The organism is Pseudomonas sp. 05N36 (assembly GCF_056397385.1).
This window is the reverse complement of record NZ_JBFTNH010000004.1, coordinates 274787-289024: the sequence shown is the minus strand read 5'-3', so window position 1 is coordinate 289024 and position 14238 is coordinate 274787. Positions and strand designations below refer to the sequence as shown.

12 protein-coding genes are annotated in these 14238 nt (G+C 61.7%); 7 read left to right on the top strand and 5 right to left on the bottom strand.

Going from position 1 to position 14238, the window contains the following annotated elements; genetic code table 11:
• Positions 1–91 precede the first annotated feature (91 nt).
• The 6 genes from AC1DIH_RS08010 (at position 92) to AC1DIH_RS07985 (ending at position 6504) form a co-directional block, all read left to right on the top strand.
• A complete protein-coding gene (locus AC1DIH_RS08010) occupies positions 92–2542 on the top strand; it encodes a heavy metal translocating P-type ATPase (RefSeq protein ID WP_477771287.1) in 2451 nt (816 codons plus the stop codon).
• Positions 2543–2564: 22 nt separating this feature from the next.
• Positions 2565–2795 carry a cbb3-type cytochrome oxidase assembly protein CcoS gene (gene ccoS, locus AC1DIH_RS08005; RefSeq protein ID WP_477771286.1) on the top strand — a complete coding sequence of 77 codons (231 nt, stop codon included), beginning with the start codon at positions 2565–2567 and terminating at the stop codon, positions 2793–2795.
• Entirely contained in the window at positions 2788–3471 is a 684-nt protein-coding gene (locus tag AC1DIH_RS08000) for a sulfite exporter TauE/SafE family protein (RefSeq protein ID WP_019689546.1), read from the top strand. Before ccoS ends, AC1DIH_RS08000 begins: the two co-directional genes overlap by 8 nt.
• Positions 3472–3680: 209 nt before the next feature.
• Positions 3681–5063 carry an oxygen-independent coproporphyrinogen III oxidase gene (hemN, locus tag AC1DIH_RS07995; RefSeq protein ID WP_477771285.1) on the top strand — a complete coding sequence of 461 codons (1383 nt, stop codon included), beginning with the start codon at positions 3681–3683 and terminating at the stop codon, positions 5061–5063.
• Positions 5064–5142: 79 nt separating this feature from the next.
• On the top strand, positions 5143–5877 hold the full coding sequence (fnr, locus tag AC1DIH_RS07990) for a fumarate/nitrate reduction transcriptional regulator Fnr (protein ID WP_427532922.1): 735 nt from the start codon (positions 5143–5145) through the stop codon (positions 5875–5877).
• Between the two features lie 78 nt (positions 5878–5955).
• Positions 5956–6504, top strand: a complete 549-nt coding sequence (locus AC1DIH_RS07985) for an adenine phosphoribosyltransferase (protein WP_477771284.1) — start codon at positions 5956–5958, stop codon at positions 6502–6504.
• 121 nt (positions 6505–6625) lie between these two features.
• Here AC1DIH_RS07985 and AC1DIH_RS07980 read toward each other — a convergent pair whose 3' ends face one another.
• The 4 genes from AC1DIH_RS07980 to dnaX all read right to left on the bottom strand — a co-directional run bounded on the left by AC1DIH_RS07980 (position 6626) and on the right by dnaX (position 11367).
• Positions 6626–7774 carry an acyl-CoA dehydrogenase family protein gene (locus AC1DIH_RS07980; RefSeq protein ID WP_477771283.1) on the bottom strand — a complete coding sequence of 383 codons (1149 nt, stop codon included), beginning with the start codon at positions 7772–7774 and terminating at the stop codon, positions 6626–6628.
• A 171-nt stretch (positions 7775–7945) separates the two neighbouring features.
• Positions 7946–8548, bottom strand: a complete 603-nt coding sequence (gene recR, locus AC1DIH_RS07975; protein WP_477771282.1) for a recombination mediator RecR — start codon at positions 8546–8548, stop codon at positions 7946–7948.
• A gap of 304 nt (positions 8549–8852) precedes the next feature.
• A complete protein-coding gene (locus AC1DIH_RS07970; RefSeq protein ID WP_008028561.1) occupies positions 8853–9191 on the bottom strand; it encodes a YbaB/EbfC family nucleoid-associated protein in 339 nt (112 codons plus the stop codon).
• Between the two features lie 67 nt (positions 9192–9258).
• Complete coding sequence (gene dnaX, locus AC1DIH_RS07965) at positions 9259–11367, bottom strand: DNA polymerase III subunit gamma/tau (protein ID WP_477771281.1); 2109 nt, start codon at positions 11365–11367, stop codon at positions 9259–9261.
• 146 nt (positions 11368–11513) lie between these two features.
• On the opposite strand from dnaX, the gene AC1DIH_RS07960 reads away from it, so the two are divergent.
• The gene (locus AC1DIH_RS07960; RefSeq protein ID WP_477771280.1) at positions 11514–12272 is read left to right on the top strand and encodes a substrate-binding periplasmic protein; all 759 of its coding nucleotides are present in this window, start codon (positions 11514–11516) and stop codon (positions 12270–12272) included.
• Positions 12273–12275: 3 nt separating this feature from the next.
• Here the strand turns inward: AC1DIH_RS07960 and AC1DIH_RS07955 are convergent, their stop codons facing one another.
• The gene (locus AC1DIH_RS07955; protein ID WP_477771279.1) at positions 12276–13976 is read right to left on the bottom strand and encodes a putative bifunctional diguanylate cyclase/phosphodiesterase; all 1701 of its coding nucleotides are present in this window, start codon (positions 13974–13976) and stop codon (positions 12276–12278) included.
• Positions 13977–14238 lie beyond the last annotated feature (262 nt).

Genomic DNA, 14238 nt, shown 5'->3' with positions numbered 1-14238 from the left:
GGCGTACACAACTCTTGTGCATGACATTGATCAAATGTGGGAGCGAGCCTGCTCGCGATGAGGCCCTCCCGGACGATATAGACCTTATCGCATGACCACTCCACTCCCCTGCTACCACTGTGCCCTGCCCGTCCCGCCCGGCAGCCGGTTTACCGCCGTCATCCTCGGCGAAACCCGCGAGCTCTGCTGTCCGGGTTGCCAGGCCGTGGCCGAGGCGATTGTCGCGGGCGGGCTGGAGCACTATTACAGCCATCGCAGCGAGGCCTCGGCCAACCCTGAAGCCTTGCCGGTGCAACTGGTGGACGAACTGGCGCTGTATGACCGCGCCGACGTGCAACAACCGTTTGTCCGCCACGACGGCGAACTCGCCGAAACCACCTTGCTGATGGAAAGCATCAGCTGCGCGGCCTGCGGCTGGCTGATCGAGAAACACCTGCGCAGCCTGCCGGCCGTGGCCGAGGCGCGACTGAACCTGTCCAACCATCGCCTGCACGTGCGCTGGGCCGACAGCCAGTTGCCCTTGAGCCAGCTGCTCAGCGAGCTGCGTCACATCGGTTATGCCGCCCACCCCTACCAGGCCGACCGCGCCAGTGAACAACTGGCCAGCGAAAACCGCCTGGCCCTGCGTCAACTGGGGGTTGCCGGCTTGCTGTGGTTCCAGGCGATGATGGCGACCATGGCCACCTGGCCGGAATTCAACATCGACCTCAGCCCCGAGCTGCACACCATCCTGCGCTGGGTCGCTCTGTTCCTGACCACGCCGATTGTGTTCTACAGCTGCGCGCCCTTTTTCAAAGGTGCGATGCGCGACCTGCGCACCCGCCACCTGACCATGGACGTTTCCGTGTCGCTGGCCATCGGCGGTGCCTACCTCGCCGGGATCTGGACCTCGATCACCGGCGTCGGCGAGCTGTATTTCGACGCGGTCGGGATGTTTGCGCTGTTTCTGTTGGCGGGCCGCTATCTGGAGCGCCGTGCCCGAGAACGCACCGCCGCCGCCACCGCGCAACTGGTGAACCTGCTGCCCGCATCGTGCCTGCGCCTGAGCGCGGACGGCCAAAGCGAACGCATCCTGCTCAGTGAGTTGCGTCTCGGTGACCAGGTATTGGTGCACCCCGGCGCCATCCTCCCGGCCGACGGCAAGATCCTCGATGGCCAGTCGAGCATCGATGAGTCGCTGCTGACCGGCGAGTACCTGCCGCAACCCCGGACGCTCGGCGATGCGGTGACGGCCGGCACCCTGAATGTCGAGGGCGCCCTGACCGTCGAAGTGCTGGCGCTGGGCCAGGACACTCGCCTCTCGGCCATCGTCCGCCTGCTGGATCGCGCCCAGGCCGAAAAGCCGCGCCTGGCAGAAATCGCCGACCGCGCTGCGCAGTGGTTCCTGCTGCTGTCATTGATGGCCGCCGCAGCCATTGGTTTGCTCTGGTGGGAGCTGGATGCATCCCGGGCTTTCTGGATCGTGCTGGCGATGCTGGTCGCGACCTGCCCTTGCGCGCTGTCGCTGGCCACGCCGACCGCGCTCACCGCCGCCACCGGCACCTTGCACAAACTCGGCCTGCTGCTGACCCGCGGCCACGTGCTGGAGGGTCTGAATCAAATCGACACGGTGATTTTTGACAAGACCGGCACACTCACCGAAGGTCGCCTGGCCTTGCGTTCGATTCGAGCACTGGGCGCACTCGACAGCGATCAGTGCCTGGGCCTCGCCGCCGCCCTCGAAAACCGTTCTGAACACCCGATTGCCCGCGCCTTTGGCCGAGCGCCGCTGGCCGCCGAAGAAGTCCTCAGCACCCCGGGATTGGGCCTTGAAGGCCTGGTTGGCGAACAGCGCCTGCGCATCGGTCAGCCGGCGTTTGTCTGCGAACTCAGCGGCTGCGCTGTGCCGGCTATCCCGGATGAAGCCGGCCAATGGCTGTTGCTTGGTGACAGCCATGGCGCACTGGCCTGGTTCGTACTCGACGACCGTCTGCGCAACGACGCACCGGCGCTGCTCGCGGCGTGTAAAGCACGCGGCTGGCGCACGTTGCTGCTGTCCGGCGACAGCTCGCCGATGGTTGCCAGTGTCGCCGCCGATTTGGGTATCGACGAGTTCCGGGGCGGCTTGCGCCCGGATGACAAGCTGCAGGTGCTCAAGCAGTTGCACCAGCAGGGCCGCAAGGTGTTGATGCTCGGCGACGGGGTCAACGACGTGCCAGTGCTGGCCGCCGCCGACATCAGCGTGGCCATGGGCTCGGCCACCGACCTGGCGAAAACCAGCGCCGACGCAGTGCTCCTGTCCAATCGTCTCGACGCCTTGGTGCAAGCCTTCAGCCTGGCCCGGCGTACACGTCGGGTAATCATCGAGAACCTGCTGTGGGCCGGGCTGTACAATGGCCTCATGTTGCCGTTCGCCGCCCTCGGCTGGATCACTCCGGTATGGGCCGCGGTCGGCATGTCGATCAGTTCGCTGACCGTGGTGCTCAATGCGCTTCGCCTGACTCGCATGCCGAGCCAGCCAAGCGCCAGTGCCACGCCAGTCACCCGCCCGCTACCGGTTTGATCCGGTCAGGCATGGAGTCCAGATGCCAGCTCTTTATGTAATGATCCCGGCGGCGCTGCTGATCGTCGCCATCGCCATTTACATTTTCTTCTGGGCGGTCGACAGCGGTCAGTACGACGACCTCGACGGTCCGGCCCACAGCATCCTGTTCGACGACCAGGACCCGAGCCATCAGGCAGCAGCCGACGAAGCCCGCGGTCACGCACCGACCGATCCGGCCAAACCGAGCGACAAGGCCCCGCCTCATGCTTGAGTTGGCGCCACTGCTGGTTTCTGCGGTGATCCTTGGCCTGCTCGGCGGCGGGCATTGCCTGGGCATGTGCGGCGGGTTGATGGGCGCGTTGACCCTGGCGATCCCCAAGGAGCAACGCAGCCGGCGCTTCCGTCTGCTGCTGGCGTACAACCTCGGGCGGATTCTCAGCTACGCCACTGCCGGCCTGCTGATCGGCCTGGCGGGATGGGCGGTGGCCAACAGCCCGGCGGCGATGTTCATGCGCATCCTCGCCGGCTTGCTGCTGATCGCCATGGGCCTGTACCTGGCCGGCTGGTGGAGCGGCCTGACCCGCATTGAAAGCCTGGGACGTGGCCTGTGGCGCTACATACAGCCAGTTGCCAACCGTTTGTTGCCGGTATCGAGCCTGCCGCGCGCGCTGCTGCTCGGCGCACTCTGGGGCTGGTTGCCGTGCGGTTTGGTCTACAGCACGTTGTTGTGGTCTGCCAGCCAGGGCAACGCCATCGACAGCGCCTTGTTGATGCTCGCATTTGGCCTTGGCACCTGGCCGGTTTTGTTGGCCACTGGCCTTGCGGCCGAACGGGTCACGGCGTTACTGCGCAAACGCAGCGTGCGCATGACCGGTGGTTTGCTGGTGATCCTGTTTGGCCTCTGGACCTTGCCTGGACCGCACCAGCATTGGTTGATGGGGCACTAGATCGGCGGTGCTCCCATCGCGAGCAGGCTCGCTCCCACAGGGATTTTGTGAGCGCTGGAGATCCAATGTGGGAGCGAGCCTGCTCGCGATGAGGCCGTCACCGACAACATAGATCCCGACCGAATGCCCCCTTGATGCAAATCAAGATGCCCCAACGCCGCACCCCCTAGACTCGCCACCACTGCCAGCCTATCCGGGGGAATGCCCGCATGCTCGACGCCATTCGTTGGGACACAGATCTGATCCGCCGTTACGACCTGGCGGGGCCACGCTACACCTCGTATCCGACCGCGGTGCAATTCAACAGCCAGGTCGGCACTTTCGATCTGTTTCATGCCCTGCGCGAAAGCCGCAAGGCCCTGCGCCCGCTGTCGCTGTATGTGCACGTGCCGTTCTGCGCAAACATCTGCTACTACTGCGCCTGCAACAAAGTCATCACCAAGGACCGTGGCCGCGCCCTGCCCTACCTGCAGCGCCTGGAACAGGAAATCCAGCTGATCGCCTGTCACCTGGACCCGAACCAGAAAGTCGAGCAACTGCATTTCGGCGGCGGCACCCCGACCTTTCTCAGCCATGACGAACTGCGCCAGTTGATGGCGCAACTGCGCAAGCATTTCAACCTGCTGGACGATGACTCCGGCGATTACGGCATCGAGATCGACCCACGGGAAGCCGACTGGTCAACCATGGGCCTGCTGCGCGAACTGGGTTTCAACCGGGTCAGCATCGGCCTGCAAGACCTTGACCCGGCCGTACAGCGTGCGGTCAATCGCCTGCAAAGCCTGGAGGAAACCCGGGCAGTGATCGAGGCAGCGCGCACCTTGCAGTTCCGCTCGATCAATATCGACCTGATCTACGGCCTGCCCAAGCAAACCGCCGAGAGCTTTGCCCGCACCGTGGACGAAGTCATCAGCCTGCAACCGGATCGGCTCTCGGTGTTCAACTATGCGCACCTGCCCGAACGTTTCATGCCTCAGCGGCGAATCAACAGCAGCGACCTGCCGGCAGCCGCCGAAAAACTGAACATGCTTCAGCGCACCATCGAGCAACTAACCGCCGCCGGTTATCGCTACATCGGCATGGACCATTTCGCCCTGCCGGATGATGAGCTGGCCATCGCACAGGAAGAGTCGACGCTACAACGCAACTTCCAGGGTTACACCACCCACGGTCATTGCGACCTGATCGGTCTTGGCGTGTCGGCCATCAGCCAGATCGGTGATTTGTACTGCCAGAACAGCAGCGACCTGATTCAGTACCAAAACACCCTGGCCAGCGCGCAACCGGGCACCAGCCGTGGCTTGCTGTGCAACCAGGACGACCGTCTGCGGCGGGCAGTGATTCAGCAATTGATCTGTACGTTCAGCCTGGCATTCGCCCAGATCGAGCAGGCTTTCAACATCGATTTTCGCGGCTATTTCAGCGAGCTCTGGCCGCAGTTGCAGGCCATGGCCGAGGACGGCCTGATCGAACTCGACAGCGAAAAAATCGTGGTCCTGCCGGCCGGAAGGTTACTGGTCCGCTCGGTGTGCATGGTCTTCGATGCGTACCTGGAACAACAGAATCGCCAGCGATTCTCTCGAGTGATTTAAGACACTGCAGACTGGCCTCCAGGTCATTGCGTGGGTTACCCTTACGTCTTATGTGTGTTTCCCCACAAGGATCTAAGAAATGTCCGAGCCAGTTAAACTGCGCGCTCACAGCCAGGCACATTGCAAGGATTGCAGTCTGGCTCCCCTCTGCCTGCCACTTTCGCTGAATCTGGAAGACATGGATGCGCTGGACGATATCGTCAAACGGGGTCGCCCGCTGAAAAAAGGCGAGTTTCTGTTCCGTCAGAGCGATCAGTTCGATTCCGTTTTTGCAGTACGCTCCGGCGCGTTGAAAACCTTCAGCCTGAGCGATGGCGGCGAAGAACAGATCACCGGCTTCCACCTGCCGAGCGAACTGGTTGGCTTGTCGGGCATGGACACCGAGAGCCACCCGGTTTCGGCCCAGGCCCTGGAAACCACCTCGGTATGCGAAATCCCCTTCGAACGGCTCGATGAACTGGCCCTGCAACTGCCGCAATTGCGCCGCCAATTGATGCGTGTGATGAGCCGCGAGATTCGTGACGATCAGCAGATGATGCTGCTGCTCTCGAAAAAGACCGCCGACGAGCGTATCGCCACGTTCCTGGTCAACCTGTCGGCGCGTTTCCGCGCACGCGGATTCTCCGCCAACCAATTCCGCCTCAGCATGTCGCGCAACGAAATCGGCAACTACCTGGGCCTCGCAGTGGAAACCGTGTCCCGGGTATTCACGCGCTTCCAGCAAAACGAGCTGATCGCGGCCGAAGGCAAGGAAGTGCACATCCTCGACCCGATCCAGCTGTGTGCACTGGCCGGCGGCTCGATCGAAGGCTGACGTTGCGATTGCGGCTGAGCGAACCTGCCCGGCCGCAGTTATACTTCGCCGTTTGCAGCCTGCCAGGACATCTCGACGATGGTCATCGACTCCTTCGACATCAAATCCCTGATCCGCCCCGTGATCGATTTTCCTAAGCCGGGCGTGATCTTTCGCGACATCACCCCGCTGTTCCAGTCCCCAAAGGCCCTGCGCCTGGTGATGGACAGCTTTGCCCACCGCTACGTCGAAGCCGACTTCACGCACATCGGCGCCATGGATGCGCGCGGCTTCCTGATCGGTTCGATCCTCGCCTATCAGTTGAACAAGCCACTGGTGCTGTTTCGCAAGCAAGGCAAGCTACCGGCTGACGTACTGTCCGAGGGGTATCAGACCGAGTACGGCGAAGCTTTTCTTGAAGTTCACGCCGACAGCCTCTGCGAAGGCGATTCGGTGCTGATCTTCGATGACCTGATCGCCACTGGCGGTACGCTGATCGCTGCGGCCAACCTGATTCGGCGCATGGGCGCGCGGGTTTTCGAAGCCGCGGCAATTATCGACCTGCCGGAACTGGGCGGCTCCCAACGCCTGGAAGATATGAACATTCCGACGTTCTGCCTGACGCAGTTTGCGCTGACTGAAAGATAAGCTGGCGCCTTCACCGACGCCATCGCGAGCAGGCTCGCTCCCACACTGGATCTTCGGTAGTTACAAAATCCCTGTGGGAGCGAGCCTGCTCGCGATGGCGTCAGCCCCGGCACCGCCTGATTCAAAGCCCCATCTGCTTGCTGATGATCTCGTTCATCACTTCCCGCGTGCCGCCGCCAATGGACAGGATCCGGCTGTCGCGGTACAGCCGCTCCACCAGGCTTTCACGCATGTAGCCCAACCCACCGAGAATCTGCACCGCGTCATTGGTGATGCGATCGGCAGTGTCGGTGGCAACATTCTTGGCCATGGATATTTCCTTGATCACGCTCTGCCCCGCCGCCATTTTCGCAGCCTGGCGATAGGTGAACTCCCGGGAGACTTCCAGCGCCGTGGCCATCTCCGCCAAGCGATGCTTGAGCACCTGAAACTTGCCAATCGGCTTGCCGAACGCTTCGCGCTGCCGAGCCCATTTCAGGCTCTCTTCCAGCGCCAGTTGTGCAGTCATGTTGGCCATCAATGCCAGCGCCAGGCGCTCGTTTTGAAAGTTGCCCATGATACAGGCAAAGCCCATGTTCTCGACGCCGATCAGGTTGCCCACCGGCACACGGCAATCATCGAAAAACAGCTCGGCGGTATCCGACGCCCACCAGCCCATTTTCTTCAGCTGACGACCGACAGTGAATCCTGGCGTGCCCTTCTCGATCAGCAGCAGGCTGATGCCGCCAAAACCCGGCTCACCGGTGCGCACCGCGACGGTATAAAAATCCGCGCGAACTCCACTGGTGATAAAGGTTTTGCTGCCACTGACCCGGTAGTAATCCCCGTCACGCACGGCGCGGGTTTGCAGGTTGGCCACATCGGAGCCGCCGCCGGGCTCGGTAACCGCCAGCGCGCTGATTTTTTCGCCGCAAAGGACTTGCGGCACCACTCGGTCGCGCACCTCGGGCCTCGCCCATTTGAGGATTGGTGGCAGGCCGATGTCCAGTGAGCCCAGCCCCGCCACCAGCCCGCCGGAACCACAGCGCATCAGCTCTTCACTGGCGGCGATCTTGGCGAACAGGTCTCCTTCGTGACTACCACCCAGCGCTTCGGGGTAGCCAATGCCGAGAATCCCCGCTGCGCCGGCCTTGAGGTAGAGCTCGCGGGGGAAGCCCTCGGCCTCCTCCCACTGATCGATGTCCGGCAGAATCTCGCGCTCGACGAAACGTCGCACGCTGTCGCGGACCAACTGATGGCTGGGGTCGAAGTATTCCTGAAAGGCAGGCATCGGCGAGCTCCACTGAAGGTTCAGCGAACTTACCGAGCGCTTGCTTGGTTTTCAATAGAATTGTGTGAGTCAGGGAGACCGGGTCGCCCGTATCGCGAGCAGGCTCGCTCCCACAGATACGGCGCTAACCTTGTGGGAGCGAGCCTGCTCGCGATGACGTCAGTTAACGCGCTACAGAACGATTGGCTTACGCCCGGCAAACGAATGAGCCAGGGTGCCGCCATCCACCAGTTCAAGCTCGCCACCCAACGGCACACCATGGGCGATGCGCGAAGCAATCAGGCCTTTATGGCTGAGCAACTGGGCGATGTAGTGCGCTGTCGCTTCACCTTCAACCGTCGGGTTGGTGGCCAGGATGACTTCAGTGAACGTACCCGCCTCTTCAATCCGCGCCAGCAATTGCGGAATGCCGATGGCTTCCGGCCCCAGGCCGTCGAGTGGCGACAAATGCCCCTTGAGCACGAAGTAACGACCGCGAAACCCGGTCTGCTCCACGGCATAGACATCCATCGGCCCTTCGACCACGCACAGCAAGGTGTCATCGCGACGAGGGTCGGCGCACTGCGGGCACAGATCGTCTTCGGTCAGGGTGCGGCACTGCCGGCAATGGCCGACTCCTTCCATGGCCTGACTCAGGGCCAGCGCCAGCCGCGAGCCGCCACTGCGATCACGCTCGAGCAGTTGCAACGCCATGCGCTGGGCGGTTTTCTGACCGACACCGGGCAAGATGCGCAAGGCGTCGATCAGTTGGCGAATCAAAGGGCTGAAGCTCATGGGGGAAACGTCCGACATATCAACGAGACGCGGTTTATACCCGCGCCTCTGGCCAGCGTCAAATGCTCATCGACGGTATCACGCTCGATGTTTCTTCAGCATTACCGAGTCGACTTCATCGCGAGCAGGCTCGCTCCCACAGGGATTTATATTGTGACATCAATCGCGAACATCCCCCTATCCAATGTGGGAGCGAGCCTGCTCGCGAAGGCGGCCCTATGGACGCTGCATGCTCTCCCGTCGAAAACAAAAATGCCAGGCTGAGTGCCTGGCATTTTTGTAGTCCATCCGACGCGTCAGCGAATCAGAATGGCAGTTTCATGCCCGGCGGCAGTTGCATGCCTGCGGTCATGCCGGACATTTTGTCCTGGCTGTTGGCTTCGATCTTGCGCACGGCGTCGTTGACGGCGGCAGCGAACACGGCCTCCAGCATCTCCTTGTCGTCTTCGCTCAGGCCTTCTACCAGGCTTGGATCGATGGTCACGCGCTTGACGTCGTGACGACCGGTCATCACCACGGTGACCATATCGCCACCGGCTTTACCGGTGACTTCGGCGTTGGCCAGCTCTTCCTGCATCTTGGCCATTTTTTCCTGCATCTGCTGCGCCTGCTTCATCAGGCCGGCCATGCCACCTTTCATCATGGGAATCACCTCAAAAGTACTTGGATCAAAACAGCGCCCGGCCCAGCGGGCCGAACACCTTCAGTTATTAGCCCTGGCTGACCAGAGCCTCGACAGGTTCAATAGTATCGTTACGGATCACCGCGCCGAACTGTTGCATCATTTGCTGGATGAACGGATCGCCGTGGATCGAGTCCTCAGCCTCGCGCTGGCGGTCGGCACGACGACGCGAAGCCGCCTGGGCCGGGGTTTCCTGCTCAGGCTTGATCAGCTCGATGCTGACCGTCAGGATGCGCTGGTGATACTGGTTCAGCGCATCGTTCAGCCGGCGTTGTTGAGTCGCATTGAACAGTGCGCTGTGGGCCGGGTCCAGGTGCAGCAACCAGTGGTCGCCATCGACGGCAATCAGCGTGCAGTTGGCGGCGATGCTGCCGGTCATGCCGGAAATCGGCAATTTCGGGAACAGCTCCAGCCATTGCAATGCCAGCCCTGTGGCCGGCATCGCGGCCGGTTCAGGCTCGGGGGCCGGCGCGGGTTCTGCGGCGTGCTCACTGGCCAGTTCATCAAGGTAACTATAGGCCGAATCCATGTCCGGCTCGATGTAGTCCTCGTCCAGCGGCGGCTCGTCATCCAGGTCCATTCCCGGCGTGGCGGCGTCGACTTCAGCCACCGGCGGCTCGGGAATCGGCGCTGCCACCCACTCCGGCGCATCGGGTACAACGCTGTCCGGAGTCGGCGTCGGTATTGGCGTCAGGTCAGGCTGCTCGGCAATCGTCTCCAGCACCGGCTCGACAGCCGGTTGCTGCACGATCTCAGGCTCTACCGGATCGTTCCAGGGCAAGTCGACGACTTCTTCGACAATGACCACGGGTTCAGCCACCGCTTCGACCACCGGCGCAGGCACGACCACTGGAGCAACAGGCTCAGGTGTCGGCACTGGCGCAACCACCTCGGCAACCGGTTGAATCGGCGCCGCACCAGGTGCAGCGGCAACGGGAGCAGGCGCAACTACCGGCGCAACACGCGGTGCGCCAGCCACTGAGTTTGCGGAATCAACTGTGGCCTGGCTGATCCCCACTGGCTTTAGCGGCTGCCTCGGCGCGTCTGCAGTGTCTGCCGGACGGAACGCGAGCATTCGCAGCAAGACCATTTCGAACCCACCGCGCGGGTCCGGTGCCAGCGGCAAATCGCGGCGACCAATCAAGCCCATCTGGTAATAGAACTGCACATCTTCGGGCGGCAAGGCCTGAGCCAGTGCCAACACCCGGTCGCGGTCGCCATGACCGTTATCGACGCCTTCAGGCAGGGCCTGGGCAATCGCCACGCGGTGCAGCACGTTAAGAATTTCCGACAGCACACCGTTCCAGTCCGGGCCCTGCTCCGCCAGATGCCGCACCGCTTCGAGCAACGCCTTGGCATCGCCATCCAGCAGCGCGTGCAGGACGTCGTAGACCTGACCGTGATCGAGCGTGCCGAGCATCGCCCGCACGTCGGCCGCCATGACCTTGCCTTCACCGAAGGCAATGGCCTGGTCGGTGAGGCTCATCGCATCGCGCATCGAACCGTCGGCAGCACGGCCCAGCAGCCACAGTGCATCGTCTTCGAACGGCACATTCTCGACGCTCAGCACGTGGGTCAAATGCTCGACCACACGCTCCGGTGTCATGTTTTTCAGCGAGAACTGCAGGCACCGCGACAGAATCGTTGCGGGAAGTTTCTGCGGGTCGGTGGTCGCCAGGATGAACTTGACGTAGGGCGGTGGCTCTTCGAGGGTTTTCAACAGCGCATTGAAGGAATGGCTGGAGAGCATGTGCACTTCGTCGATCAGGTAGACCTTGAAGCGCCCACGGCTCGGCGCGTACTGCACGTTATCGAGCAGCTCACGGGTGTCCTCGACCTTGGTCCGGCTCGCGGCGTCGATCTCGATCAGGTCGACAAAGCGCCCTTCATCGATTTCACGGCACACCGAGCACTCGCCACACGGCGTCGAAGTGATACCGGTCTCACAGTTCAGACATTTGGCAATGATCCGCGCGATGGTGGTCTTGCCCACACCGCGGGTGCCGGTAAAAAGATAGGCGTGGTGCAGCCGCTGGCTGTCCAAGGCATTGATCAGAGCCTTGAGCACATGGGTCTGGCCGACCATTTCGCGGAACGAGCGCGGACGCCATTTACGTGCAAGAACCTGATAACTCATCGAAAACCGTCGCATCTGGGAAGCGGAAGCGGGTAATGCTAGCGGAGCAAGGCCAAAATTGCATCCGGTGTGCTCGGCTAATCTGGCTAAGCTGGTATTTGGATCCGTTTTAATCGGCTCCTGCCGGTCTTTTTGCTGGAGATTTTATGCGTTCTGCCTTGGGGGCTTTGCTGTTGATCAGCGTCAGCGCTGCTGGTGCGCCCGCCCCCTTGCGCTTTGCGATCACCGACAGCTGGGCGATGCCCATGGTGCAAATAGAGCACGGCCGACCGACCCAGGGCATTCTGTACGACGTGATGCTCAGCCTGGCCACACAACTGAGACTGCCGACGGAGTTTCACGTGCTGGCCCGCGCACGCGTGCAGAGCGCCATGGAGCACGGGGAAATCGACATCCGCTGCTACGCGGCGCAATCCTGGCTGCCAAATCAGTCCGGCGACTATCTCTGGAGCGTTCCGTTGTGGTTTCAGCGCGACGTACTGGTCAGCACGCAAGGCGCTCCTGCCTCGATCATCCCGGCCAGCCTTTCCGTGCAGCCGATCGGCACCGTACTCGGCTACAGCTACCCGACCCTGCAACCACTCTTCGACAGCGGCCAACTCAAACGCGACGATGCGCGCAATCAGGAACAGGTGTTGAAAAAACTGGCAGCCGGCCGAAATCACTACGCTGTCAGCAATCAATGGGCCCTGGACTGGTTCAACCTGCAAATGATGCCTGACCGGCCAATGCGGGCAGTCGCGGTGTTGCAGGAGCAAAACGTCGGTTGCTACGTGCGTAACGACCCAAGACTGCCGGTCCAGTTGATTCTGCAAACGCTGCTCAAGATGAAAATGTCCGGGGAAATCGACGACATCATCAGGCTCTACACCGGAACCAGCGAACCGACCCTGGCCGATCAGTAAGCCTCAGACCGCCTGGTCCAGCACCTGCCACCGGGTCGGAGCGACGAAAGCCTCGACCCAACGCGGCACTTCGCTGGCCGGCATCGGCCGGGCAATGAAATAGCCCTGCGCCACCTCACAGCCCAGGCGCAACAGCAACTCGCCATGCTCGATGCTTTCCAGACCCTCGGCGATCACCTCTCGCCCAAACGCCCGGGCAAGACCAATGACTGCGGTGGTCAACGCCAGGTCATCGCGATCATGCAGTATGTCGCGCACAAATGACTTATCGATCTTGATGGTTTGCGTGTGCAGGCGCTTGAGGTAACTCAGCGACGAATAACCCGTGCCAAAATCTCCCAGGGAAAACCTCACGCCCAGCGCCTGACAGGCTTGCAGGCAGGTGCTGACGTGCTGAATATTCTCGATCGCCACCGACTCGACAATCTCCAGGTCAAGCAACTGGGGCGCGACCCAGGCGTGCCGTTCGAGCACGGTCTTGAGCCGATCAAAAAAGTCCGCCCGCTGAAAATGCCGGGCAGCGATGTTGACGCTGACCGGCCAGCGTTGACCGTTTATTTGCCATCGCGACAACTGCGCCAGAACCTGCTCCATCACCCACTCGCCAATATCGACGATCAGGTCCGTCTCCTCGACAAACGGCAGAAACTCCTTGGGCGGCACCAGACCGTTCTGCGGGTGCTCCCAGCGCAGCAACGCTTCGAAACCAACCACCGCACCGCAGCGCATATTGACCTTGGGCTGGAAGTGCAGGCGCAGCTCATTGTTGAGCAAGGCCTGGCGCACCCGCGCGACCGTCTGGTGTGTGGCCTTGACCTCTTGGTCGCGCACTACATCAAACAGATGGAAGCGGTTACGCCCGCTCTGTTTGGCCACGTACATCGCCTGATCGGCGTGGCGCAGCAGGGTCTCCGCATCTTCGCTGTCATCCGGGAACAGCGTAACGCCGATGCTGGCAAACACATTGATGTCCTTGCCCAGAATCGAATACGGCGCAGAGATCGCCTCCAGCACGCGATGCAGCGCCGCGCGTAATTCCGGCATATCGCGCACAAACCGCAAGATCAGCACGAACTCGTCCCCGGCCAGCCGCGCCACCACGTCCTCGCCGCGAACGATGGTGCGCAGACGCTTGGCCACCTCGACCAGCAACAAGTCGCCGCTGGCGTGACCATAGCCGTCATTGACCGCCTTGAAGCCGTCGAGGTCGAGCATGCATACCGCCAACGGCACGTTCTCGACGCGGGAGTAATCCAGGGCCTGTTCGAGCAAATCGGAGAGATACGCCCGATTGGGCAGGCCGGTCAGGACGTCATGGCCGACCCGCCATTGCAGCGAGTGCAGCAACTGACGCTTTTCACTGATATCGAAGCAAATCGACAGATACCGATGGACCCGTCCGGTCGACTCATCCAGCACCGGCACCATGGTGCTGTCGACCCAGTGCAGGCTACCGTCCTTGGACCGGTTGCAGATTTCGCCCTTCCAGACTTTGCCCAAGGCAACGGTGCGCCACATCGTGGTGAAGAAATCGTCAGGATGCAGACCCGAGTTGAGGATGCGGTGGTTGGCCCCCAGCAACTCCTCGCGACTGTGACCAGACACGGCGCAAAACAAATCGTTGACGTAAGTAATGCGCCCCGCCAGGTCCGTCTCGGAGAAAATGGCGGCTGCATCTACGGCCCTGCGGTACTTCTCATCCATGAGTGCGGCTCACTGTGGCTAGCGGTTGTACCGCTCGACCAGCGCACAACGCCCGGAAGAGATGTTTTGAAGGATGCGGCACTGCGCAGAGGGTCGCAGCGCGTGATGCTGCCAGGGCAACATCCTTGTAAAAGAGCGGGCCGGCAAATTCAGATGCACGTTAAAACTCCATGAACAGCATTTGATGGCCCCCGAACAGACGACTATCAACTAGGCTCAGAGGCCTTGTACAAACACGTCAGAAACGCTGACTCTGGTAATA

What these genes read in the sequence shown, in the direction of transcription:
- ccoS (WP_477771286.1), top strand. Translation starts at nt 2,565, where the DNA reads ATGCCAGCTCTTTATGTAATGATCCCGGCGGCGCTGCTGATCGTCGCC.
- AC1DIH_RS07970 (WP_008028561.1), bottom strand. Translation starts at nt 9,191, where the DNA reads ATGATGAAAGGTGGCATGGCCGGCCTGATGAAGCAGGCGCAGCAGATG.
- AC1DIH_RS07960 (WP_477771280.1), top strand. Translation starts at nt 11,514, where the DNA reads ATGCGTTCTGCCTTGGGGGCTTTGCTGTTGATCAGCGTCAGCGCTGCT.
- hemN (WP_477771285.1), top strand. Translation starts at nt 3,681, where the DNA reads ATGCTCGACGCCATTCGTTGGGACACAGATCTGATCCGCCGTTACGAC.
- AC1DIH_RS08010 (WP_477771287.1), top strand. Translation starts at nt 92, where the DNA reads ATGACCACTCCACTCCCCTGCTACCACTGTGCCCTGCCCGTCCCGCCC.
- AC1DIH_RS08000 (WP_019689546.1), top strand. Translation starts at nt 2,788, where the DNA reads ATGCTTGAGTTGGCGCCACTGCTGGTTTCTGCGGTGATCCTTGGCCTG.
- dnaX (WP_477771281.1), bottom strand. Translation starts at nt 11,367, where the DNA reads ATGAGTTATCAGGTTCTTGCACGTAAATGGCGTCCGCGCTCGTTCCGC.
- AC1DIH_RS07955 (WP_477771279.1), bottom strand. Translation starts at nt 13,976, where the DNA reads ATGGATGAGAAGTACCGCAGGGCCGTAGATGCAGCCGCCATTTTCTCC.
- AC1DIH_RS07985 (WP_477771284.1), top strand. Translation starts at nt 5,956, where the DNA reads ATGGTCATCGACTCCTTCGACATCAAATCCCTGATCCGCCCCGTGATC.
- fnr (WP_427532922.1), top strand. Translation starts at nt 5,143, where the DNA reads ATGTCCGAGCCAGTTAAACTGCGCGCTCACAGCCAGGCACATTGCAAG.
- recR (WP_477771282.1), bottom strand. Translation starts at nt 8,548, where the DNA reads ATGAGCTTCAGCCCTTTGATTCGCCAACTGATCGACGCCTTGCGCATC.
- AC1DIH_RS07980 (WP_477771283.1), bottom strand. Translation starts at nt 7,774, where the DNA reads ATGCCTGCCTTTCAGGAATACTTCGACCCCAGCCATCAGTTGGTCCGC.